This window comes from Niveibacterium sp. 24ML, from assembly GCF_026586805.1.
Lineage (GTDB): Bacteria > Pseudomonadota > Gammaproteobacteria > Burkholderiales > Rhodocyclaceae > Niveibacterium.
Genome location: NZ_JAPFHA010000015.1, coordinates 21384 through 45154, shown reverse-complemented (window position 1 = coordinate 45154; position 23771 = coordinate 21384). Strand labels below are relative to the sequence as shown.

Genomic DNA, 23771 nt, shown 5'->3' with positions numbered 1-23771 from the left:
CGCTGCGCTATGCGCAAACTCGGCAAGCCAGTCGCACAAAATCCATGCGCACGGCTCGCCGGGCCCGAACGTGACGAGGCCGTGGCTCCGTCACGGCAGCCACGGCCTCGGCCAGAACCGCTTGCGACTCTGCCGCGAGCAGCCTCCGGCGGGAGCCGCGCCAGCTGCGGCTCCGAACCTGCTCCGGATTACTCGGCCTTGGCAGTTGCGCGACGACGCGCCGGCTTCTCTTCACCCGCCACTTCAACCGCAGCATCCGCCTCTTCAGTCAACTTCTGAACCAGCGCGGTCAGCTCGGCAACGCGCTTGGTGAGCTTGTCGATGTCTTTCTTGGTGGGAACGCCAAGGCTCGACAGGGCACGCGAAACGCGCTCTTCGAACACGTTCTCAAGCTTGTCCCATGCGCCAGCCATCTTGCCCGCAGCGTCAGCGATTTTCGCGTCGGCTTCTTTCTTGGTGCGCGACTGGATCACTTCGCCTTCCTTGACCAGCGCTTCAAAAACCTTGTTGCCTTCTTCCTGGGCCTTGGCGAACGCGCCGAGGCCGGCAAGCCAGATCTGGCTTGCGGAATCCTTGATGGTTTGCGCGAGTTGGTTGTCAGCGCCGGAGAGCGATTTGAGTTTCTTGACCATGGTGTACTCCTTCTGGATCGGTTTGCCTGTTACGCCGCTCCGTTGTTCCAAAGGTACGAGCTGAGCGGCTCGTTCTTGCTACGGTTCCCAGTCTATGCAGTTGCTCTAGAGGGCACACACTAATCCCCTAGGCGGTTGACCCTAGGCTTTGGCCTGGCAGGCCATTGCAAAGCACGCTCAGGCAACCAGAACAAAAGCCGCTGCCGTGACACCGATTACGAATCAACATGCGCCGACGCGCGTGCAAGCACACATCTCTCGGTTAGCATCATGGGATGCCGATCGTCGGGGGATTGTTCGGCAATCAAATCTAAAACAGCGGAGGAAACCATGAATTACTTCATCACCGGCGCGACGGGCTTCATCGGACGACGCCTGGTCCGCAAGCTGCTCGAACGCCCGGAAGGCACGATCTTCTTCCTGGCGCGCAAAGAAGAAATCGAGCTGGTCGAAACCCTCCGCGTTGAATACTGGGCCAAGGGGGCCGAACGCGTCGTTCCGGTTTTTGGCGACCTGCGTGAAGAAGGCCTGGGCGTCACGAAAACTGATCTGCGCAAACTCAAAAGCAAAGTCACCCACTTCTTCCACCTTGCGGCAATCTACGATCTCAAGGCCAGCGCAGAGATCCAGCAAAAGGTTAACGTCGAAGGCTCGCGCCGCGTCGTGCAGTTCGCCGAGGCCGTTGGCGCCAAGCACTTCCACATGTTCAGTTCGATCGCTTCGGCCGGCATGTTCGAAGGCCTGTTCCGCGAAGACATGTTTGAAGAAGCCGAAGGGCTGGATCACCCTTACTTCTCGACCAAGCACGAGTCCGAACGGATCGTGCGCGAGGAATGCAAGATCCCGTTCCGCATCTACCGCCCGGGCATCGTGGTGGGCGACTCGCGCACCGGCGAAATGGACAAGATCGACGGTCCTTACTACTTCTTCAAACTGATCCAGCGCCTGCGCAACATGCTGCCGCCGTGGATGCCGGCCGTCGGCCTTGAAGGCGGCCGGATCAACATCGTGCCGGTGAACTTCATCGTCGATGCGGTGGATCACATCTCCCACGCCAAGGGCGAAGACGGCAAGTGCTTCCACCTGGTCGACCCGACGCCCTACCGCGTCGGCGACATCCTCAACATCTTCGCGCGCGCGGGCCATGCGCCGCAGATGTCGATCCGCATCAACGCGGCGCTGTTCTATTTCATCCCGAAGGGCATCCGCAAGGCGATCCTGTCGCTCACGCCGGTCAAGCGCGTGATCAACGCGGTGATGAAGGATCTGGGCCTGCCCGACGAGGTGTTCACCTTCGTCAATTACCCGACCCGCTTCGACGCACGCGAAACCCAGCGCGTGCTGCGCGGCAGCGGCATCGAAGTGCCACGCCTGGAAGACTATGCGTGGCGCCTGTGGGATTACTGGGAACGCCACCTCGACCCGGATCTCTTCGTCGATCGCACCCTGCGCGGCAACGTGAAGAACAAGGTCGTGCTGGTTACCGGCGGTTCGTCGGGCATCGGCAAAGCCACGGCGTACAAGCTGGCCGAAGCGGGCGCCACCACCGCGATCTGTGGCCGCGATGTCGAAAAACTCGAAGAAACGCGCAAGGAGTTCGAAGCGGCGGGCCTGACCGTACACACCTTCCAGGCCGACGTGTCGGACGAAGCGTCCTGTGCCGAGTTCGTAGCGAAACTCAATGAACAGTTCGGCGGCGTCGACATCCTCGTCAACAACGCCGGCCGCTCGATCCGTCGCGCCATCGAGAACAGCTTCGATCGCTTCCACGATTTCGAACGCACGATGCAGACGAATTACTTCGGCGCACTGCGCATTACGATGGGGCTGCTGCCCAAGATGATCGAGAAGCGCCGCGGTCACGTGATCAACATTTCCTCGATCGGCGTGCTGACGAACGCGCCGCGCTTCTCGGCCTACGTGGCATCAAAGTCGGCACTTGATTCCTGGACCCGCTGCGCCGCGTCAGAGTTTGCCGATCGGGGCATCGAGTTCACCACCATCAACATGCCGCTGGTACGCACCCCGATGATTGCGCCGACCGAGATGTACAAGGACGTCCCGACCCTGGCGCCGGAAGATGCAGCGGATCTGATCGTGGAAGCGATCATCCACAAGCCGGTGCGCATCGCCACCCGCCTGGGTATCTTCGGGCAGGTTATCCACGCCCTGCTGCCGAAAGCCGCGCAAGCAATCATGAATACCACCTTCCGCATGTTCCCGGACTCGACCGCCGCACAGGGAGGCTCCGGCAGTGGCGAAAAGAAGGCCTTGTCCGGCCCATCGGCCGACCAAGTGGCGTTCAGTCAGTTGATGCGCGGCATCCACTTCTGAATTCGCCCACCGCAAAAGCAGAACGGCCACCCTCGGGTGGCCGTTTTTCTTGATCGCTCGCGCTCAGACGCCGGCAAGTTCCCGCAAAACATGGTTGGCAACCCGTTGCGACAAGACCATGTGGATATGGCCAACGCCGGCTATCGCAACGTTGCGCGCGCCGGATACGCGGCAAGGCCCTTGCGGCATGATGAAGTTGTCGTGGGCGCTGTAAATCGAAATCAGCGGAACCGGCGTCGAAAGCGGCAACTTGGCAAGAAAGGCGCTCCCCGGCTCCATGTCGCGCGCGCACTGGCCCAAACCCAGCCGGGCAATACGGGTGCCATGGTGCGGCGACCCCAACGAGATGATCGCGCGCACCGCCGTATCCCCGTAGCGGGCAACATACTGGCGTGCGACCAGCCCCCCCATCGAATGCCCGAGCAGAATCACCTGGTCGGCACCCGTCTCAAGCAAGACCTGATCGATACGCTTGGCGAGCTGTGCCGCGAACTGGTCGATGCTGCTGCCGGCGGGCTCCAGGTTCACCGTGGCGACCGGCCAACCGCGCCGCCGCAGCGCGCGCGCCATGCGGCCCCAGGTACCCCGGTTGCAGCCATAGCCATGCACCAGCAACACCGGCGTGCGCCCCGGCGCACCACGATCAAGCCGGTCCGATCGCATCCAGTAGCGTTCGAAGGGCTGCAGCACGCAGAACATCAAAAGGAAGGCAGACACTTCCTTGACCAGCAATCGCACACTCGCGAAGAACCCCAAGCGCAGATCAGCCGGCGGGGCCGCCCCCCAGGCGATCGAGAAGGCAAAGGTGCCTCCCACAATCAACACACGCAGCCCAAGCATGCCGCCGAGCACGATCGCCAGCATTGTGATCGGCGGCCAGTCCAGCAAGGTCACGCCGCACAGACCCAGCGCAAGCCAGATCAGCACCTCCAGCACCAAGCCAAGCTTGAGTTGGCGAGCAAGCATCAGACACACCTTTCCGTGACAACGCGAGGATGGTAACGCCGCACGGCCGGGGCAGTTAGGGCCGGGGCTCTACTCCCGGCAAAACCGGTTGCTATGATCCAAGGCATGGATGCAGAAAAACACGAGATCGCCGAGCGGCTCTCGAATCACATGCATGTGGCCAAAGCCTTCCGCCTGCGCGAACTCGATGACGAGGACTGGAAGCGCGACCGCCACGCGCTGCGTGCATGGCAGTCCGCGCGCCTGGCACGAACCCACGCCGATCTGCTCGAGAGCGAACGCTACCGCCCTGCCGCCGAGTTCTTCCTGAACGAACTCTACGGCCCGAAAGACTTCGCCGACCGCGATGCCGCGCTCGCGCGCGTTCAACCCATGCTGAGCCGTTTCTTGCCCCGTAGCGCGCTTGAAACGATCTGCCGGGCAATTGAACTCGACGCCCTGTCCGAAACCCTGGACGCTGCAATGGTCGACGCCCTCCGTGCGATGAGCGTCGAACAGGACATCGATGACGCGGCCTACGCCACGGCCTATCGCCGCGTCGGCCGCCGCAGCGACCGCAATCGCCAGATCCGTCTGATCCGTGAAGTCGGCGAACCCCTCGACGAACTGACCCACCACCCCATGATCCGGGGCATGCTGCGCCTGATGGGCGGCCCGGCAAGAGCTACCGGCCTCGGCGCACTCCACACCTTCCTTGTCAGTGGCTTCGAAGCCTTCGCCCACATGCACGGGGCCGAGGTTTTTCTGGACTGTATCGTCGAGCGCGAACAGTCACTGTCTGACCAACTCTTCAGTGGCGGCGACGGCCGTGGCAACTGACTTGGCCGAAGCTACTCTGCCTCATACGAATCGGCTGGCCGAGGCGGCATAGCTCGACTTCAGATAGTCAACGAGCAAGCGAACACGAAGTGACAGGTGACGCCGCTGCGGAAACAGGGCGTAAATGCCCATCGGCGCAGTCGCGTAGTCGGCAAGCACTTCAACCAGCGCCCCGCTTCGCACATCGTCACCCACTTCCCATAGCGACCGCCACGCAATGCCTGCGCCGGCGAGCGCCCACTCGCGCAGCACCGCACCATCGTTGCAGGAGAACGCGCCCCGTACCTTGACGGTTGTCGCCGTATCACTGCTGCCCGTTTTCAGGGCCCAGCCGCGTTGCTGCGAGAGCACAAGGCAGTTGTGTTCGGCAAGATCGTCAGGGGTTTGGGGCACGCCACAGCGCTCAAGGTACTGCGGGCTTGCCACCACCACGCGCCGCACCGCGCCCAGGCGAATCGAGACCAGCGAGGAGTCCGGCAAATCGCCAATGCGGACACCGAAATCGAAGCCTTCGTTCACCAGATCAACCACGCGGTCAGACAAGTCCAGCGACACCGACACGTCTTCATGGTCGTTGAGATACTCACGAATCAGCGGGGCTACATGCCGACGCCCGAAGCCGGCCGGCGCCGTCATGCGGATGTGCCCGCTCGCTTTCACGCCACCAAGGCTCACCGAGGCCTCGGCATTTGCCAGATCGCCCAGAACCCGCTGCGCATCTTCAAGGAATGCCATGCCCTCGAACGTCAACGTGACACGCCGCGTCGTACGCAGCAGCAACTTGACGCCCAGGCGCGCTTCCAGCGCGTCCAGCCGGCGGCTAACCACCGCGGCCGTTACGCCCTCTTGCGCGGCTGCGGCAGTCAGGCTGCCGCGCTGCGCCACGTTTACGAAGCAAACCAGCTCTTTGAATCGATCCATTTTTTACCAAAACACAAAGATCATTTGACTCCCTCACGCATTCTATTCCCGCCTGAGCAAGAATAGACTGCAGTCTGCAGCTTGCGCATTGACCTGCGCAGCGCCGCCTCTCGCCGGGGGGACGGGAGGCGGCGGCTGCTTTTTCGGGGGAAGCATGCGGTACTCAGCCGTTCTGTTCGACGCCTACGGCACCTTGTTCGACGTGCACTCGGTGGCGGCCATGGCGGAACAACTCGCGCCCGGTCGCGGATCTGAGTTGTCGGCCCTGTGGCGGCAAAAGCAGATCGAGTACACCCAGCTGCGAACACTGGGCGGGCGCTACAAGCCTTTCTGGGAAGTGACCCGCGATGCGCTCGACTACGCCAATGCCCGGCTCGGGCTCGGGCTGGACGAAGCCCAGCGTGATCGATTGATGAATCAGTACGCCTGCCTTGCCGCTTTTCCCGATGTGAAGCCCGCGCTCAAAGCCCTGCGGGCACGCGGGATGGCGCTGGGGATTCTGTCGAACGGCACGCCGCAGATGCTCGACATTGCGGTCAAGAGTGCCGGCCTCACCCCGTTGCTGGACCATGTGATCTCGATCGACGCTGTGCGCGCGTACAAGACTTCGCCCACGGCCTACGCGCTGGGGCCGAAAACCCTGGGTTGCCGCGCCGGCGAGATCCTGTTCGTTTCCGGCAACGGCTGGGACGTCGCGGGGGCCGGCTGGTTCGGCTTTGGCACCTTCTGGTGCAACCGTGGCGGACACCCGCGCGAGCAACTCGATATCGCGCCAAGCGCTGAAGGCAGCTCACTTGGCGAAGTCGCAGAATTTCTGGCAGGGCACATCCGTTAGCCCGCCGAGCAACGAAACTCAAACCGAGGAGTTTTCTCATGGCCATCAAGCTGCCCGCCGGCGTTCAGATCAACGCGCCGATCACGCCCGAATTCGAAGCGATCCTCACGCCCGAGGCACTCGCCTTCGTCGCAAAGCTGCACCGCGCATCCGAAGACCGCAGGCAAACCCTGCTGGCCGCGCGCGTCGCACGAACCCAGCGGCTGGATGCCGGCGAGCGCCCCGACTTTCTGCCCGAAACCAGGCACATCCGCGAAGGCGACTGGAAGATTGCGCCGCTGCCGACGGCGCTCGAATGCCGCCGGGTGGAAATTACCGGCCCGGTCGAACGCAAGATGATCATCAACGCATTGAATTCGGGCGCCGACAGTTACATGACGGACTTCGAAGACTCGAACTCGCCGGTCTGGGAAAACCAGATCCAGGGCCAGATCAATCTCTTCGACGCAATCCGCCGCCAGATCGACTTCGATTCAAACGGCAAGCGCTATGCGCTCAAGGAGAAGGTCGCAACACTGGTGGTGCGGCCACGGGGCTGGCATCTGGATGAGAAGCACGTGCTGGTGGATGGACAACGCATGTCCGGCGGCGTGTTCGACTTTGGCCTGTTCTTCTTCCACAACGCCAGGGAGCAACTTGCTCGCGGGGCCGGCCCCTACTTCTACTTGCCGAAGATGGAATCGCACCTGGAAGCGCGGCTGTGGAACGACATCTTCTGCCTTGCGCAGGATGAACTGGGCATTCCGCGCGGGACGATCAAGGCCACCGTGCTGATCGAGACGATTCTCGCCTCGTTCGAAATGGACGAGATCCTCTACGAGTTGCGCGAACACTCCGCGGGGCTCAATGCCGGCCGCTGGGATTACATCTTTTCCTGCATCAAGAAGTTCAAGGTCGACAGCAGCTTCTGCCTTGCCGAACGCAGCAAGATCACGATGACCACGCCGTTCATGCGTGCCTACGCCCTGCTCTTGCTGAAAACCTGCCACAAGCGCAACGCGCCAGCGATCGGCGGCATGTCAGCCCTGATCCCGATCAAGAACGACCCCGAGAAGAATGCCATCGCAATGCAAGGCATCATCGGCGACAAGCGGCGTGACGCCACGGATGGTTACGACGGCGGCTGGGTCGCGCACCCGGGCCTGGTTGAGACCGCGATGGCCGAGTTCAAGGCAGTGCTCGGCGACAAGCCCAATCAAATCAGCAAACAACGCGACGACGTCAGCGTGAGCGGGGCCGATCTGATGAACTTCCAGCCCGAAGCGCCCATCACCGAAGCAGGCCTGCGCAACAACATCAACGTTGGCATCCACTACCTCGGCAGCTGGCTGGCTGGCAATGGTTGCGTACCGATCCACAACCTGATGGAAGACGCCGCCACCGCCGAGATCTCGCGCTCGCAAGTCTGGCAATGGATTCGTTCGCCGAAGGGTGTGCTCGAGGATGGCCGCAAAGTTACGGCTGAACTCGTGCGCAGCCTCACCAGCGACGAACTCGGGAAAGTGTGCAAGGCCGTCAGCGCGCTTGGCGAAAACACCGCCACCTACGAGCGCGCCGCGCAGATCTTCGAAGACATGAGCACCCGCGCAGACTTCACCGAGTTCCTGACCTTGCCGCTTTACGAAGAGATGGATTGATTTCGTGAAGTCGCCTAGATCGAGCGCCAATTCGTTCGCGCATTGACGCTGCACGCTGCCCTGGCCTCGGCCGGGGCAGAGAAGAGTCGCCTTGAACTTCTTGCGGGCGCCGCGCAGCTAGTCACATCGAGAGCAAATTCGAGAAGCCCGCGCAAAAAACCACGTGTCATGATGCCAACTCCTAAGCACCCCCCGGAGTTTTGCATGTCATTCACCAAGCGCGCTCTTGCCATCGCCGTCGCCGCCTGCTGCTCTTCCGTTGCCCACGCGGCAACGTCTTCCGGTACTGACCTTTGGCTCCAAGAGATCAACGGGCACCAGTTCTACCATGCCAGCTACGCAGTCTGGGCTACCGATGGCGGCACTTTCGACCTCGATAGCGCAACCGTCACAACGCCTTGGCCATGGACCGGCTCTGCGCCGCAACCCGGCGACGAAAACTACGACCTCTACGCTCATCAGTACTTCTACGTCACAGCATGGGCAAAAGGCAGCGCAGCCAACGAGTACGATCTCCGCAAGGAATACGTAATCAACTGGGATGCCGCTACGCCCTTCAACTTCAACATCAAGAACGTGGATCTGGTGACGTTCTACCCTAACGCCTTCAGTGACGGCGCAGGCATGTCCGTCACCAACCTGGCGGGCGCAGGCATCACCCCGGCCGTACCCGAACCGGAAACTTACGCAATGATGCTCGCTGGCTTGGGCATTACTGCGATGGCCGCGCGTCGTCGCCGTGCAAAGGTCTGACCCGCAGCCACGAACAAAAAAGGCGCCAATCGGCGCCTTTTTCTTTGGTGATCAACCCCTCGCCTCAGAAGCGCGCCGAGAAGGCCACTGCCACCGTCGGCGCTGTCTTGACATCGTCTTCGGCGATGTCGTTCTCGCCCTGGCTATCCATGACCTTCAAGGATCCGCTGGTCATGGCACCGCCATAGAGATCAAAGCGCCATCCCGTCTGGCCACGATAAGTCGCTTGGGCAAAGACCGGGATGTAACTTGCTTCACCGACACCGTTCTTGGCAATCGGGTTGTCTTCCGCCAGGCGGAAGCGATAAGTTCGATATGCTGCACCGGCGCCGATTTCCCACTGCGGGGCAATCTGGTACGAGAGCATCAATCCAGCGGGCCCCGACGGACCGACCTGCAAGGGGTTGGAGACTCGCCAGTCTTCGGCGATCTTCCAGTCAATGATCAGGAAAGGGAAAGCCGTCGTCTTTTCGATGTTGCTGAAGACGCCGACCCCCACGCCGAGCAGCTTGTCGCGCGCAAAGGCCTTGATCGCGAGCGCGGTGAGGCCATAGCCGAGGGACTCGGAGGCGTCTGCGCCCTCTTCGCCCGTCAGCTCAACGCTTGGGCTCAAGGACATGTTCCAGCCATCGCCGAGCGAAAATCCGACTGGCACGGCAAGCGAAAAGCGGTTGGTGCCCTGCCAGGGTGTCTGCCCACCAAACGCTGCCGGTTTGTCGAACTTCCAGTTGTCGATATCCACCCGCGCTTGTATGCCGAGCGTGGTGGTCTGGGACACCGGCCAGTTCCCCCCACCGGTCAATGTGACGGCCGACAGGCCAACGGTGCCGCCACTTTCCATGTCGGTATCAAACACGTTGGTGACGGCAGCGGAAACACTCGCCGGTGGCGGGCGTTGAGCGACAGCGGGCGCAGACAAGACCGCCGTTGCAAGGCTACAAATGGCAAGTGCGGAACGCATAGGATGAAAACTCCGGAGTCGTTGAGAATGCTTGCAGCGAGGCAGGATATCACCCTGCTCCGCATGCCTGCAGCAGCAGCTATTGACCACAAGCGAGTCTGCAGGTTCCATGAGCGCGTCAGAATCTCGGCGGCGCGTTGCCGGGCTGCCACGCGTGCGCGCGCTCGGCTATGCTCTGTGAAGATCAGACTTGCCTGAATCCAAGTTCATGAGCCTAAGCGACCACCTCGGGACGCTCGCCGCCGCAACACACATCGTCATTACTGCTGCCTTCGCCACGCGGGCGCTGATGCAACGTCACCCGCCGTCCACGACGCTGGCCTGGCTGCTTCTGATCGTGGGCGTACCGTATTTCGGTGCCGTGCTCTATCTGTTCATTGGCGAGCGCCAACTGGGCAGGCGGCGGGGGCGACACGCAAGCAGGCTGCTCCCGCTGCTGGTGGATTGGGTGCGATCATTGCCAGCGGAAATCCTCAGCACACCGAACAGCGAAGCGCGCTGGTTCACGATCCGCCGCACCGCACAGGGCGCCGCGGGCTTGCCGTCGACGATCGGCAATCACCTGTCGCTGCGAAGCGATTCTGGCCGCATCCTCGCCGACATTGCCGCCGACATCGACGCCGCACGGCACACCATCCTGATCGAGTTCTACATCTGGCATCCAGGCGGCCAGGCTGACGACGTTGCTGCGGCCTTGATCCGGGCCGCGCAGCGCGGGGTAGTTTGCCGCGTTCTGCTGGATGCTGCCGGCAGCCGCGACTTCTTCCGCAGCGACTGGCCTGCCCGCCTTCGCGAAGGCGGCGTGTCGGTCGTCGAAGCCCTGCCAGTCGGCCTGCTGCGGGCGGCCTTCGTACGGTTCGACCTTCGCCTGCACCGCAAGATCATCGTGGTGGACGGCCTCGTGGCCTGGACAGGTAGTCTGAATCTGGTGGACCCGCTGCACTTCAAGCAGGACGCCGGCGTCGGCGAGTGGGTGGACGCGATGGCCCGCATCGAAGGCCCGGTTGTCGAAATGCTTGCAGGCGTGGTGCTCTGGGACTGGTGCATCGAAACCGGCGAAGCGCTTGGGCAAGTCGCGCCGGGCTTGGCCGATGCGCTGGCGGCACCGGTTGCCGGAGGCGCCGAAGTGCAGGTCTTACCCTCGGGCCCGGGATTTGAAGGCGAGAGCGCGCACCGGCTGCTGCTTGCAACACTTTACGCAGCACGCGCCGAAATCGTCCTCACGACGCCCTACTTCGTGCCCGACGAACCCTTGTTCCTTGCGCTCGAGGCCGCCGCCCTGCGCGGGGTATCGGTCACGGTGATCGTACCGGCCCGCGTTGATTCGATCCTGGTGCGCCATGCCAGCCGCTGGTCGTTCGAACCCCTGCTCGAAGCCGGCGTGCGCATCCTCCAGTTCAACGACGGCCTGCTGCACACCAAGAGCGTTACGGTTGATCGCAGCTTGGCACTGTTTGGCACCACCAATCTGGACATCCGCAGCTTCCGTCTCAACTTCGAAGTGACACTGGTGATTTACGACCAGGCGTTCACCGCCGAAATCCGCGCGCTGCAGGATCGCTATGCCCAGACCGCCATTCCCTTGGATGCGGCCGCCTGGGCACGGCGTTCAACCGGCGCACGCCTCGCAGAGAGCGGCGCGCATCTGGTCAGCCCGCTGCTTTAGGGCGACCAAGATGCCAGACCCGAACTGTCTGGCTGCCGACAAACCGCAGCATCGCCCCTTCACACGCAGCGCAAAATCCCTGATCGCACTGCCGGCATGAGGCTCCAGATGAACACAGTGATCGTGAGTTTCGGTGAGGGACTCGACTACATCTTCGAAGTGAGCGAGGCCGAACTCGCCGCGCTTGCCCCCCGTGCCGCCCGCCAATGGTTCGACCGCGAATTCGTTGAACTTGAATGCACGCCCAGCAACCCTATGGGCAAGCTATTGATCGTCGATCAGATCCTGAACGTCGCCAAGTACGGCGGCGAACAGCAATTCGCGAGCGCCAGCAACTGGGCCAGGAACTTCGCAGTTCACGCATGCAGCGCCGTTGGTCGCCCGCATGTGCGAGTGGATACCGCCGGCTGGGCGATATCCTACTGAGCAGGGCTAGTGCGCTCGCGGCTCCGCCGGGAGCCCAAGACAAAGCAAGAGCGCACGCCTCCACACAGCTATGCCGCATTGCGCTCGCGTTTCCCACCCTGCGACTCTGCCAAAGTCTCCGACCACAGAGTCGGCTGTTGGATGCGCTACAGCCTCCCACAAGTCATCGAACCAACTGGCGTCTCAAGCTTGCCGGCGGTTCCAGCGCTGCGGACTCAACGGCTGCATGACGCACGGTTGGGCCAGGCGACATGCTCAACGAGGCCGAGCCGAATCTGACGAGACACTTCAGCGTGAAGTTGGGTCGTCATCAGCAGCACAAAAGCAGTTCCCTCGCGAGCACCACCAGCGCAGGATTCCCGGCACGCACTTCCACATGATCGGGCAGTGCATGCGCCCGCCAGCGGACGGCGTATTCAATTTGCGAGGCGGGCACCAACGGTGCGCAGGGGCCATAGTTTTCTACGCCGCGCGCGAAATGGCTGGGATCTATGAGCGCCCGAATCGCAACGCCGACGCAGCGCGGATGCGCGGCCATTCCGCCAAGATCCTGAAAACGGTGGAGCGCGTCACCTGGGATGACGCCTGGTACCCCCGCACCGCCGCGGCGGATGGTTCGCACACCAATACCGAGGGCAAGATCTACACCCACTCGCAAAGCTGGACGGTGATCGCCGGCTTTGCCGAAAGCGAACGCGCGCAGACCGCGCTCGATTCGGTGCACTCGCATCTGGCCACCGCCAACGGGCTCAAACTCTCGGCCCCGGCTTCAACGGTTACGACCCGGAACTGGGCGGCGTGTCGCACTACCCGACGGGCGCCAAGGAATACGGCGGCATCTTCCTGCACATCAACCTGTAGGTGACGATCGCCGAGACCCTGCTCGGCGACGAACTTCCGTAGTTCGGCCTCGGCCGCAACAGCTGGCTATCCGCTACCTACTCGTAGGCTTACCACGCGGCGACGCAGTACATGCTGGGCATCCGCCCAGCGCTCGGCGGCCTCGTCTTCGACCCCTGCATCCCCAAGGGCTGGCCGGGCTTCACCACCCCCCGCAAGTTCCGCTGCGCCGCGTACGTGATCACGGAGCGGAATACCGGCGGAACGGGGCATAGCGTCAGCACCTTGCGGGTCGACTGCGAACGCATCGACGGAACGCTGATGCTGGCCTTCGAGAGCGGCGAACACACGGTCGACGTGAAGATCAGATAAAGCATCGCGCCCAATATCACTGGCACACAGGGGCGTGCACGGGGGCGAATCAAAGCCCCCGAGGCTTCGGCAATCAGCCACTGACCCGGACTGGGGTATGGCGCCCGACGCGGAAACGCCGCCCCAGCCCGGCAAGGCCGGCAAACAACAAAGCAATTGATACCGGCTCCGGGCACTCCGCACAGGCACCTGGGCCTATCCATAAGTTAGAGGCGGAGTCGTGATAGGTCGCATACCATTGCGCCGAGTTGTCGTTTACGGCAAGGAACTTGAAATCTGCGGACTCTCCCTCTGAAATGCCGTCGCCTGACTTGAGGTAGAAGCGAACGCCTATGCCGCTGAGCATCGCACCGTTGTGATCCTGCGTGATGAACTGGTGGCCCCAGTCGCCAATTCCCGTATCCCCAGATACTTCAGGCAGAAAGCCGGTATCGGCATTCACCTCGTCCGAGTAGAAATAGGCCTCATCGACCGGATCGATCAACCCCCACAACAGTTTGATGTGGAAGACTTTCAGATCGCCGTACTCGATGATGCAGACTGCTAACGCAGTCGACGGCACCAACATTGCGGCGCACGCCGCAAGCGTCGCACAGAACAGACGGGCCTTTGTTTTCATAGCTGCCTCCTGCCATTTCATAGAAGCCCTCTTGGCTTTGCACTACGAGCATGCGACCGGAGGGCGGAATGGGCGCACACCGAATCGCGCCAACACACGATTGCTCGCAAGGCGATGCCCTGAACGCCAGCGCAAGCAGCACAGCGCGAACACCCCGGCTGCAAACAATGCAAGACTGCTTGGCTCCGGCACGCGATGGAGGTCGTTAAGCCTCAGCTGAGCACCAGGGCTCAGATTGACCCGACCTTCAAGGGTGGGGCCAAACGATGGGCGGAACGCAATATCGACATAGCTGCTGGGATCGATCAGGAACTCCAGCGCGAAGGCCTCGGCGATCGCGCCAGACCGCGTGTTGCAGCCGCCTTGGCATTGGCGGTTCAGTTGCGAAGCGCCGACGGTAAACCCGAGTGAGAAACTACCGGAATAGCTCTTCCGAAACGTCCTGGAGTAGCTGCTTGATCCGGCGAACAGGCCAACAATATCGTCAAAGGCAACATCATCCTCCAGCAGTGCAATGTTGAAGTTGCGCGCGCCAAGTGACAGCGTGTCAGTCGGATCGAAGAGCGCGCCATCGTAGCTAGCGGTATAGCCGACGGTGGCTGAAAAACTCTTCGTTCCGCGAAACCCCGGGCAACTGAACACGCCGCATGGAATAGACAGACTTTGGGGGCTGACGCTGACCGAATCGATCTTGAATCCGAGCGCTGGGGACGGAAGCGGTGGCGGAATGATCGCCGCCATCGCGGACGCAGACGGCAAAGCGCTGAAGACTATTGCGATAGACACGATAGCCCACACGGTGAACTTTGTCGTCATGATTGCCTCCCTGGTTTCGTGCGTCTGGGGTAGCGGCCCCGGATGCGGACCGACGATGGGATCGGACTAGGCGATGCCGGCCAGCGACGGTGAGGCACGCTTCACCCGCAGCAAGCCGATTGCCCCCATGCCTAGTAACAGAATCGTGGAGGGTTCGGGGATCGACTCTGCGACGGCAGCCGTCACCCATACGTTCTTGTTGCCGTATTTGGCATTGAGCCAATCCCCGCCAGGGGCCACGGGAGAAGTCCCGAGCGACATCGACATCGTGACGACCTCTTGATGCGGATCCGACAAGAACCAGTCCATCGCATCGCCAAGGTCGAACTCCAGATTGTCATTGACGTCGTTCCAGACGTAGTAGTCGAGCGTCAGGATGTTCGCCGAATCCGGCTCCTCGTCGAATGCGCCTTTTGCCGGATTCGTCCAGTGCGCCCCGCCGTCCCAACGGATGACAACTTCAACATCCTGCCCCTTGTCCATCTGGGTCCTTATCCACTTCCAGGTCGGGGCATCCGCCCCCCACTTCTTCGCCACCGGATCCCAATCGGCGTTCTTCGACTCCACTTGCCATGAACCGGGGTTTGCGTGCTTCTCGAAGAATGTTTTCTTGCCGCTGATGAAATCGTTAACCCAAGTCCCCTTGTTCTTGTCCGTCTTCATGTAGCCAGCCAGTTCATTGACGCCGTCTTTCCAGTTGGCCGGCTTCTTGTCCTTGAAGTACTTCGGATAGGTGTCGTACATCCACTCGATGCTGTTCCAGGCAGCCACCGGCCCGCAGTAGTAACCACTCGCTGGCGCAGGCAATTCAGATTGATCGTGCGTGGGCATGCCACGCGGTTTACTGGCGATGATTCCCGCCTCAGCCGATATCGAAACGAGGGCCGCAAGCAACACAAGCGCCTTCAGAGTGTGGTTTGGATGACACTTCAGAGCCTTCATTTCACTCTCCCTTTAGCCTTGCCACCCACGGCTCTGCCCAATCGGCGCGAGGCCATTGTTCTAAGACGCCCTCGCACCCAGACTACCCCTGAAGAGGCGGACGCAAGTCAGCACTGGCGTGCCGGAATGCCCGAACAAAACGGATTGAGGTCGCCGAAATCGAACTTACCGATTGGCATTAGCGCCGCCAATACACGAGAGCGAGTAGTTAGGGCGGCCGCTAGTAGTTCGCAGGTATTGAACGGCGCGCCGATCGAAGTCGGCGACGGATCAGTGCCGACCAGGATCACACAGCCGAACTTGAGCGTTTGAGCGACCGCACGGTCGCCGGGTGATTGGCCGGGCGCTGCCTGAAAACTGGCCGCCCGTTGCCTCTCCGAAATGTGCCTGACTACTGGGCCTGCGCAACAACGCCCACTGGCCGCTTTGCATTCTCCGTGACCCGCGCAATCGGAGGCGTTTGCGCCGAGCGAGCCACCCGCGTTTTCGCAACCTCAGCTGAAACCATCACTTCACCACGACCGAGAGATTTGCCGTCACCAATGCCTAGCGCGGTGGCAATCGCGGTATAGGCAATCACAACGACGAGGATGGCTTTCATCTGGTCATCAAAGCAATCGATTTTCATGGCAGTCTCCTCTGGTTCTTCTGGGGGGCGGTCATCTGAGCGATCACCGTGACGCCACTTTGCCCCTCGCCCATCGGCAAAACGATGACGCAGTGCGCCTCGAAAAGGTGACGCATTCACACACCAAGTGCGCGCAGCCGCGCTTATGCCGGCGCCTGGCCTGCGGCGGTGTATCGTGCAGGCTCGCTTCGCGGCCACCCGGCCAGCCCTGCACTGACGAGACCCTTCGGCCATGACTACCGAACAGCCCAACAACCCGCTCCACGGCCTCACGCTCGAAGCGATCCTCACGCAACTCGTTGAACGCCACGGTTGGGATGCGCTGGCAGAGCAGATCCCGGTGCGCTGTTTCATGTTCGAACCCAGCATCAAGTCCAGCCTCAAGTTCCTCCGCCGCACCCCGTGGGCGCGCGAAAAACTTGAGGGGCTGTACCTCACCCAGCGCTGAACCTTCCGGCCCGCAGCGCCTGGCCCGCGCCACCTGGCGGCACCACGCGTTTCCTGAACACCCCATGAAGCACGCTCGCTGAGCGCGCCGGCGACGGCCCGCGCAGGTACGCGGCCGCACCTGCTTCGCTATTGCGAATCGTTCGCATTTGAATTACAGTCGACACCGACACGAACCACCGCTCACAAAATCAAATGCCCACGAAACCGTTCGCCTCCCCCGCCAAACGCCTGCGCCCGATGGTGCTTGCGCTGATTGGCGCGTTTGCCGCGCCCGCCTTTGCCACCGAAACCCAGCTTGCCGATGTGGTGGTCAGCGCCAGCCGGCGCGACAGCAACGCCGCCGACGCCTCGCTGACGATTACCCAGCGCAGTGCCGCCGACATCGAAACCCAGCAGCCGGTGGATCCCACCGCACTGGTTGCCGACGAGCCGGACCTTGCAGTCAGCCGCGACCGCCGCCGCTTCGGCGCCACCAACTTCAATATCCGCGGCATCGAAGACAACCGCGTGCTGATGCTGGTTGATGGCGTGCGCCTGCCCGACTACTACTCGCGCGGCGGCCCCTCGAACATCTCCACCGCCACGCGCGACATACCGGAACAGGACTTCCTAAAGCGCGTCGAGATCGTGCGCGGGCCAGCTTCCAGCCTGTATGGCTCGGATGCGATCGGCGGCGTCGTCAGCTTCGTCACCAAGGATGCGAGCGACTTCATCGCCCAGGGCAAAACGGTCGGCGGCGAAATTGCGCTGCACGCTGCAAGTGCAGACCAGAGCTGGGGCAGCACCGGCAGCATCGCCGCCAAGGTCGAAACCGTCGAAGCCCTGCTGATGGTGAGCCGCCGCGAAGGCCATGAACTGGGCAACCAGGGCGACGTGGATACGGTATCGGTCAGCCGCACCGCGCCAAACCCGCAAGACAACACCGCCACCGCGACGCTTGCCAAACTGGGCTGGACGCCAAGCACCGAACACCGTTTCACGCTCGCGCACGAAACACGCAAATCCGAATCCGAGACTGAACTCAAGCGCCTTTCATCGTCGCTACCGCGCGTCACCGCCGCCAGCGGCAGCGAAGACAACGAACGCCAGCGCGCCACGCTTGGCTATACCTGGACGCCCGCCAGCGGCGTGCTCGATCGCCTGGTCACCAGCGCCTCGTGGCAGAAGAGCGACATCGCAACCGATACCCTGCAGCGCCGCAGCAACACCAGCGCCACCTGCTCCGCCACGCTCGCGGGCAAGAACGATTGCGACGTTCAGCTCGGCTTTGAATTCGCACAGGAGCAATGGGCGGCGTCCGTCCAGGGCGAGCGCACCGTCAGCTGGGGCAGCAGCACCCACTTGCTGATCGGCGGCCTCGACTGGCTCGACACCCACAGCGAAGAGCTGCGAACCGCCACCCGCAGCAACCTCACCACCGGCACCGTATCGAACGCGCTGGCGGGCGAGACCTTCCCGCTACGTGACTTCCCGCCCGGCAGCACGCAGCAGATCGGCGTGTTCCTGCAAGACGAAATCCGCCTCGCCAACGACCGCATCATCATCACCCCCGGCCTGCGCTGGGACAGCTACGAGCTCGCCCCCGAAGCCGATCCGCTCTACGACACCCACACCAGCAAGCCCGCGGTGTCCAAATCCGATTCCGCGGTGTCGCCCCGCCTCTCCGCCCTGTGGCGGCCGAGCGATCCGCTCGCGCTTTACGCGCAGTGGGTGTTCGGCTTCCGCGCGCCGAACTACGAGGAGGTGAACGGCAGCTTCATGAACCTCGCGCAAGGCTACGGATCGAGCCCCAACCCCGATCTGGAGGCCGAGCGCAGCGAAGGCATCGAAATCGGCACGCGCTGGACCACGCAAAGCCTCGCGCTGAGCTGGGCGGCCTACCACAACCGTTACGAGGACTTCATCGAACAGGTCGTACTCAACTGCCCGGCCGACCCGGCCTGCATCGCCGGGCTCAAAACCACCTACCAGTACCGCAACCAGACCAAGGTCACGATCTACGGCACCGAGCTGCGCGGCGCGTGGCAGTTCGCACCGCAGTGGAAGCTCGACGGCGCCACCGCCTGGGCGCACGGCACCAACAACACCACCGATCAGCCGCTCAACACGGTTGAGCCGCTGCGCGCCACGCTCGGGCTCACCTGGCAGCGCGATGCCCAGGCCACGCTGGGCAGCAGCCTGCGGATGCGCGCCGCCGCCGGTGTCGACCGAGTCGATGAAAGCAGCGGCGAGCTCTACAAGCCGGGCGGCTGGACCACCTTCGACGTGTACGCGTGGTGGAAACCGCTCGCCAACACCCGCCTGAACCTCGCGCTGACCAACCTCGCCGACCGCAAGTACTGGCTCTGGAGCGATGTGCGGCAAGTGAGCCTCGCGGCCAATGACCCCGGCGTCGATTTCTACACCGCCACCGGCCGCGCCGTGTCCGCCAGCCTTGCGGTGAGCTTCTGATGCGGCCACTCTCCGGCGGCGCCTTCGCGGTGCCGCGCCTGATCGTCAGCGTCTGCATGCTGGCCCTGCTGCTGTGGTGGACGATTGCGCCCGCCGCCGCGGCACCCAGCGTGCGCATCCTCACCGCCAACCCGGTGCCCGCAGCCAAGTTCGCGCTGCTCGCCGAGGCCGGCCGCAAGGCCGGTGTCGCGGTCGAGCACCGCTACGCCGAACAGCTCTCGCCGGACGAGGCGGCCGGCTGGCTGGCCGGCGCCAGCTTTGTGATCGTCGATGCGCCGCGCGCCCACATCGTCGACTTCGTCATGAGCAAGCTCGGCGCGGCCTGGGCCGAGGCGCGCACCCCGCGCGTACTGCTGATGACCAAGGGCGCGCGCGCCTTCGGTGCCGACGCGGCTTTCGCCAGCACGCTCAACAGCTACTACCAGAACGGTGGCGTCGCAAATTTTGACGCCGCGATGCGCCTGATTGCCGCCCGCCAGCTCAAGCTGCGCGAAGACGCCGCGATTCCCGCGCCTATCGTGTTCCCCAAGGCCGCCTGGTATCACCCGAAGCTGCCGCAGGGCGTGAGCGCGCGGATGAGCGACCTGCCCGGCCGCAGTGACGTGCCGCAGATCGCGATCGTGCTGCACCAGGCCTACGTCAGCAGCGGCGAAACCGCCTTCATCGACGCGCTGATCCGCGACATCGAGGCCGCCGGCGGCCGCGCGCTGCCCTTCTACACGCCGATGATGGAGCCGGACGCCTTCACCCGCCTGCTCGCGCCGGCCGGCAAACCGGTCGCGCAAGTGCTGATCAACACCCAGATCGTGCTCGACGCGCAGGCGCGCAAGGCGGAATTCGAAAAGCTCGGCATCCCGGTGCTGCAGGCCATGGCCTACCGCAAGGGCGACGCCGCCGAGTGGGCGCGCGACCGCGAAGGCGTGAGCCTGATGGATGTGCCCTTCTACCTCGCGCAGCCGGAAATCGCCGGCGCGATCGACCCGATGGTCGCTGCCGCCGTCGCCAAGCCCAGCGGCCGCACCGAGCCGATGGCCGCGCAAGTGCGCAGCGTGGTCGGCAAGGCGATCAATCTGGCGCGCCTGCAAACCACGCCGGCGGCCGACAAGCGCGTCGCGATCCTGTTCTACAACTACCCGCCGGGCGAGCGGAACCTCTCGGCCAGCTTCATGAACCTGCCGGCGAGCCTGCACACCACGCTGGCCGCCATGAAGGCACACGGTTACCGCACCGAAGCGCCCGACGAGAAAGCACTGATCGACCAGCTCGGCCGCCTGCTCGCGCCCTTCTACCGCGACGGCCAGCGCGAAGCCCTGCTCGACGCCGGGCTCGCCGCCTGGCTGCCGATGCGCGACTACCGCCGCTGGTTCGATGCGCAGTCGCCCGAGCTGCGCGCGGAAGTCGCCGCCCGCTGGGGCAAGCCCGAAGCCAGCGCGATGGCCACCAACCGCAAGGGCGAAGCCGGTTTCGTGATCCCGCGTCTGGCGCTGGGCAATGTGGTGCTGATGCCGGTGCCGCCGCGCGGCGAACGCGACGAAGCGAAAGAAAAGGCGATCTACCACAACACCAAAGAGCCGCTGAACCACTTCTACCTCGCCGCCTATCTGTGGGCGCGCGAAGGGCGCGACGCGCTGGTGCACTACGGTACCCACGGCACGCAGGAATGGACGCCGGGCAAGGAGCGCGGCCTCGCCGTCAGCGACCAGCCCTACGTCGTGTTGGGCGACGTGCCGGTGGTGTATCCCTACATCGTCGACGACGTTGGCGAGGCGATCCAGGCCAAGCGCCGTGGCCGCGCCACCATCGTCAGCCACCAGACGCCCGCCTTCCGCCCCGCAGGCCTGCACACCGAGCTGAACGACTTGCACGACCTGCTGCACCAAGTGGTGGCGCAGGAAGCCGGCAGCGTGCGCGAGCGGCTGGTGGCGCAACTGCTCGATCAGTCGGAAAAGCTGCATCTCTTCGCTGATCAGGGCACCACCCGCGCCGCCGCACAGGCTGATCTGCCGACCTGGCTGAGCAAGCTGCACGATCACCTGCACGCACTCGCGAGCCAGTTGCAGCCGATCGGCCTGCATACCTTCGGCCGCGCGCAGCGCGACGAGGTGCGACTGTTCAGCAGCATGGCGATGCTGGGCAAGGATTTCCTCGCCCGCGTCTTCCCCGAAGAACCCGAGGAGCTGTTCGCGCAGGATTTTTCCCGCATCACCGAATCGAAGCCCTTCGTATTCCTCAAGCCCTACCTGCTCGAAGGGCGCCCGACGAGCGAAATCCGCGATCCGAAGCTGCGCGAGGATGCCGAACGCGCCCAGCGCTACTTCGCCGCGCTCGACCCGGCGCCGGAACTCACCGGCCTGCTCGCCGCACTCGACGGCAAGCACCTCGCCAGCAGCACCGGCGGCGACCCGATCCGCAACCCGGATTCGCTCACCACCGGCCGCAACCTCTACGGCTTCGATCCCTCGAAGATCCCGAGCAAGGCGGCCTGGGAGGCCGGGCTTGCCGCCACCGAAACCCTGCTCAAGGATCACCGCGCCCGCAAGGGCAGCTACCCGAGCAAGCTCGCCTTCAATCTTTGGAGCGTCGAGACGATGCGCCACGCCGGCATCCTCGAAGCGCAAGCGATGGCCGCGCTCGGCGTGCGTCCGAAGTGGGACGAGGGCGGCCGACTCGTCGGCGTCGAGCTGATCCCGGCCAAGGAACTGGGCCGCCCGCGCGTCGACGTGGTGCTCTCGGCCACCGGGCTGTACCGCGACCACTTCCCCAACGTGATGAAGTGGCTCGCCCAGGCGGTGAAGCTTGCCGCTGCCGCAGACGAACCGGACAACGCGGTCGCCGCCAGCACCCGCGCGATCCGCACCGCGCTCGCCGCCAAGGGCCTGCCGGCGGCGAAGCTCGAAAACCTCGCGCTCACCCGCATCTTTTCGAGCGAATCGGGCGCCTACGGCACCGGGCTGGACGAAGCCACGCTGGCCACCGACACCTGGGGCAACGACGCGGGTGAGGCGCGCGGCGACCGGCGTGCCGGCGAAGCCAAGATGGCGCAGCTCTACCTCGCCAAGATGCAGTTCGGCTACGGCCCGGACGAAGCCGAATGGGGCAGCAAGCTCGAAGGCGGCAACCTCTACGCCGAAAACCTCAAGGGCGTGCAGGCCGCGCTGCTGGCGCGCTCCAGCAACCTCTACGGCATGCTCACCACCGACGACCCCTTCCAGTACCTCGGCGGCCTCGGGCTCGCGGTGCGCCACCTCACCGGCAAGTCGCCCGAGCTGCTGATCTCCAACCTGCGCGACCCGCGCGACGCCCGCACCGAAACCGCCGCCAGCTTCCTCGCCACCGAACTGCGCACCCGCCAGTTCCACCCCGGCTGGATCCAGGCGATGCAGGCAGAGGGTTATAGCGGCGCGCTCAACGTGCTCGACGCGGTGAACAACTTCTGGGGCTGGACGGCAGTGGCGCCGGAGATCGTGCGCGACGACCAGTGGCAGGAATTCGCCGAAGTCTATGTGCGCGACAAGTACAAGCTGGGCGTGAACGAATGGTTCGAGCGCGAGGCCCCGCAAGCCCAGGCGCAGATCATCGAACGCATGCTCGAAGCCGCGCGCAAGGGCTACTGGAAGACCGACGAAAAGACGGTGCGCGAACTCGCGCAGCGCTGGCAGCAGCTTGCCGCCCAGCACGACCTGCGCAGCGACAACGCGAAGTTCAGCGCCTACGTTGCCGAGCAGGTTACCGGCGCCACGCCGGCCGGCTACGGCGTCGCACGCCCGGCCAGCCCGCCGGCCGCTGCGGCGCCAGCGCCTGCGCAGACCGTACAGCCGCCGATGGAAGCGGTGAAGCCCAAGGTGCAGGGCATGGTGCTGGAACAGAAGAAGCCCCGTGTTGAGGCGGCGCCGGTAGCGCTGAACTGGTTGATCGGTGGCGCGCTGATGCTGCTGGCGGTGCTGGGCGGGGCCGTTCGCCAGTTCGCGCGGCCTGCGCCGCGATTGGTCGATTTGCCTGCCCACGAGTATGCGGGCGCGGTCAGGAAGGTGGCTTGAGTGATGGCATTGCCTTTAGAACCGCTGCGCGCGTTTAGCGGTCGTCGCCCCCAAGCCGGGTCCCGCCCCGGCGGGCGGGTTTCTTTCTTTGTGCGAACAAAGAAAGAAACCAAAGAAAGTCGCCCCGCTTCAACGCCCCGCCTGCGGCGGGGTTCCCTGTGCTGCTCGCGGCGCCGGGGGCCTGCGGAACTTGCCCTCGCTGCGCTCGGTGCTCAAACAGTCCTCGGCCCCGCCGTGCTGCGCACGTCGGAACCCGGCGCCCCTGCGCTGCTCTGCATTTCAGAGGGGAATGGAACAGCGTCGACGCTCGACCGTTTGGGTGCTTCCGTTGCCCAGATGCAGGCCACAGGCAGGACTCTGGGCAGTGCGCTTGCCTCGGACGCCCCCGCCGCCCCGGTCTCCGATTCCCTCCATCCAGGCCACGAATGCGCGACGTCCCGCAGCACTGCGATGGTTTTGACTTTGGGTCCCGTCGAGAGCGCCGAGCAGCGCAGCGGGGTCGGGGGATCGGCGCGCAGCGCCGACGGCGAGGACTGTCTGAGGCCCGCAGGGCCGAGTTCCGCAGCCGCCCGACTTCGCGAGCAGCGCAGGGAAGTCAGGTGCGCAGCGCCTGACCGCGAACGCCGGGCGGCACTCTTTGCTTACTTTCTGGTGCTGTTGCCAGAA

At 63.8% G+C, this 23771-nt stretch carries 20 protein-coding genes; 12 read left to right on the top strand and 8 right to left on the bottom strand.

Features of this window, described 5'->3' with window-relative positions; genetic code table 11:
* Positions 1-188: 188 nt before the first annotated feature.
* Entirely contained in the window at positions 189-632 is a 444-nt protein-coding gene (locus OPU71_RS13485) for a phasin family protein (RefSeq protein WP_267728530.1), read from the bottom strand.
* Between the two features lie 330 nt (positions 633-962).
* Here OPU71_RS13485 and OPU71_RS13480 point away from each other — a divergent pair, with 330 nt between their 5' ends.
* Positions 963-2966 (top strand): SDR family oxidoreductase, encoded by a 2004-nt coding sequence (locus OPU71_RS13480; RefSeq protein ID WP_267728529.1) that lies wholly within the window; start codon positions 963-965, stop codon positions 2964-2966.
* Between the two features lie 63 nt (positions 2967-3029).
* Here the strand turns inward: OPU71_RS13480 and OPU71_RS13475 are convergent, their stop codons facing one another.
* The gene (locus OPU71_RS13475) at positions 3030-3932 is read right to left on the bottom strand and encodes an esterase/lipase family protein (protein ID WP_267728528.1); all 903 of its coding nucleotides are present in this window, start codon (positions 3930-3932) and stop codon (positions 3030-3032) included.
* 105 nt (positions 3933-4037) lie between these two features.
* Between OPU71_RS13475 and OPU71_RS13470 the strand changes: the two genes are divergently transcribed.
* The gene (locus OPU71_RS13470; RefSeq protein ID WP_267728527.1) at positions 4038-4751 is read left to right on the top strand and encodes an FFLEELY motif protein; all 714 of its coding nucleotides are present in this window, start codon (positions 4038-4040) and stop codon (positions 4749-4751) included.
* A 21-nt stretch (positions 4752-4772) separates the two neighbouring features.
* Here OPU71_RS13470 and OPU71_RS13465 read toward each other — a convergent pair whose 3' ends face one another.
* Positions 4773-5672 (bottom strand): LysR family transcriptional regulator, encoded by a 900-nt coding sequence (locus OPU71_RS13465; RefSeq protein WP_267728526.1) that lies wholly within the window; start codon positions 5670-5672, stop codon positions 4773-4775.
* A gap of 154 nt (positions 5673-5826) precedes the next feature.
* Here OPU71_RS13465 and OPU71_RS13460 point away from each other — a divergent pair, with 154 nt between their 5' ends.
* From OPU71_RS13460 to OPU71_RS13450, 3 genes are all read left to right on the top strand, one after another.
* Complete coding sequence (locus OPU71_RS13460) at positions 5827-6507, top strand: haloacid dehalogenase type II (RefSeq protein ID WP_267728525.1); 681 nt, start codon at positions 5827-5829, stop codon at positions 6505-6507.
* A 38-nt stretch (positions 6508-6545) separates the two neighbouring features.
* Positions 6546-8144 (top strand): malate synthase A, encoded by a 1599-nt coding sequence (gene aceB, locus OPU71_RS13455; protein WP_267728524.1) that lies wholly within the window; start codon positions 6546-6548, stop codon positions 8142-8144.
* 204 nt (positions 8145-8348) lie between these two features.
* The gene (locus OPU71_RS13450; protein WP_267728523.1) at positions 8349-8897 is read left to right on the top strand and encodes a PEP-CTERM sorting domain-containing protein; all 549 of its coding nucleotides are present in this window, start codon (positions 8349-8351) and stop codon (positions 8895-8897) included.
* 64 nt (positions 8898-8961) lie between these two features.
* Here OPU71_RS13450 and OPU71_RS13445 read toward each other — a convergent pair whose 3' ends face one another.
* Positions 8962-9816 carry a hypothetical protein gene (locus OPU71_RS13445; RefSeq protein WP_267728522.1) on the bottom strand — a complete coding sequence of 285 codons (855 nt, stop codon included), beginning with the start codon at positions 9814-9816 and terminating at the stop codon, positions 8962-8964.
* Between the two features lie 250 nt (positions 9817-10066).
* Between OPU71_RS13445 and cls the strand changes: the two genes are divergently transcribed.
* From cls to OPU71_RS13425, 4 genes are all read left to right on the top strand, one after another.
* On the top strand, positions 10067-11524 hold the full coding sequence (cls, locus tag OPU71_RS13440; RefSeq protein WP_267728521.1) for a cardiolipin synthase: 1458 nt from the start codon (positions 10067-10069) through the stop codon (positions 11522-11524).
* Positions 11525-11632: 108 nt separating this feature from the next.
* Complete coding sequence (locus OPU71_RS13435; RefSeq protein ID WP_267728520.1) at positions 11633-11950, top strand: hypothetical protein; 318 nt, start codon at positions 11633-11635, stop codon at positions 11948-11950.
* Between the two features lie 70 nt (positions 11951-12020).
* Entirely contained in the window at positions 12021-12815 is a 795-nt protein-coding gene (locus OPU71_RS21250; protein ID WP_324256065.1) for a GH36-type glycosyl hydrolase domain-containing protein, read from the top strand.
* Between the two features lie 107 nt (positions 12816-12922).
* Entirely contained in the window at positions 12923-13162 is a 240-nt protein-coding gene (locus OPU71_RS13425; protein WP_267728518.1) for a hypothetical protein, read from the top strand.
* A 73-nt stretch (positions 13163-13235) separates the two neighbouring features.
* Here OPU71_RS13425 and OPU71_RS13420 read toward each other — a convergent pair whose 3' ends face one another.
* The 4 genes from OPU71_RS13420 to OPU71_RS13405 all read right to left on the bottom strand — a co-directional run bounded on the left by OPU71_RS13420 (position 13236) and on the right by OPU71_RS13405 (position 16167).
* Positions 13236-13781, bottom strand: coding sequence for a hypothetical protein (locus OPU71_RS13420; protein ID WP_267728517.1), 546 nt, complete (start codon positions 13779-13781; stop codon positions 13236-13238).
* Between the two features lie 42 nt (positions 13782-13823).
* Positions 13824-14597, bottom strand: coding sequence for a PEP-CTERM sorting domain-containing protein (locus OPU71_RS13415; protein ID WP_267728516.1), 774 nt, complete (start codon positions 14595-14597; stop codon positions 13824-13826).
* A 66-nt stretch (positions 14598-14663) separates the two neighbouring features.
* Positions 14664-15539 carry a PEP-CTERM sorting domain-containing protein gene (locus tag OPU71_RS13410; protein WP_267728515.1) on the bottom strand — a complete coding sequence of 292 codons (876 nt, stop codon included), beginning with the start codon at positions 15537-15539 and terminating at the stop codon, positions 14664-14666.
* A 391-nt stretch (positions 15540-15930) separates the two neighbouring features.
* Positions 15931-16167 carry a hypothetical protein gene (locus tag OPU71_RS13405; RefSeq protein WP_267728514.1) on the bottom strand — a complete coding sequence of 79 codons (237 nt, stop codon included), beginning with the start codon at positions 16165-16167 and terminating at the stop codon, positions 15931-15933.
* 232 nt (positions 16168-16399) lie between these two features.
* On the opposite strand from OPU71_RS13405, the gene OPU71_RS13400 reads away from it, so the two are divergent.
* From OPU71_RS13400 to cobN, 3 genes are all read left to right on the top strand, one after another.
* Positions 16400-16615, top strand: coding sequence for a VF530 family protein (locus tag OPU71_RS13400; RefSeq protein WP_267728513.1), 216 nt, complete (start codon positions 16400-16402; stop codon positions 16613-16615).
* A 194-nt stretch (positions 16616-16809) separates the two neighbouring features.
* The gene (locus tag OPU71_RS13395) at positions 16810-19068 is read left to right on the top strand and encodes a TonB-dependent hemoglobin/transferrin/lactoferrin family receptor (protein ID WP_267728512.1); all 2259 of its coding nucleotides are present in this window, start codon (positions 16810-16812) and stop codon (positions 19066-19068) included.
* On the top strand, positions 19068-23105 hold the full coding sequence (cobN, locus tag OPU71_RS13390) for a cobaltochelatase subunit CobN (RefSeq protein WP_267728511.1): 4038 nt from the start codon (positions 19068-19070) through the stop codon (positions 23103-23105). The genes OPU71_RS13395 and cobN overlap by 1 nt, the downstream gene beginning before the upstream one ends.
* Positions 23106-23771 lie beyond the last annotated feature (666 nt).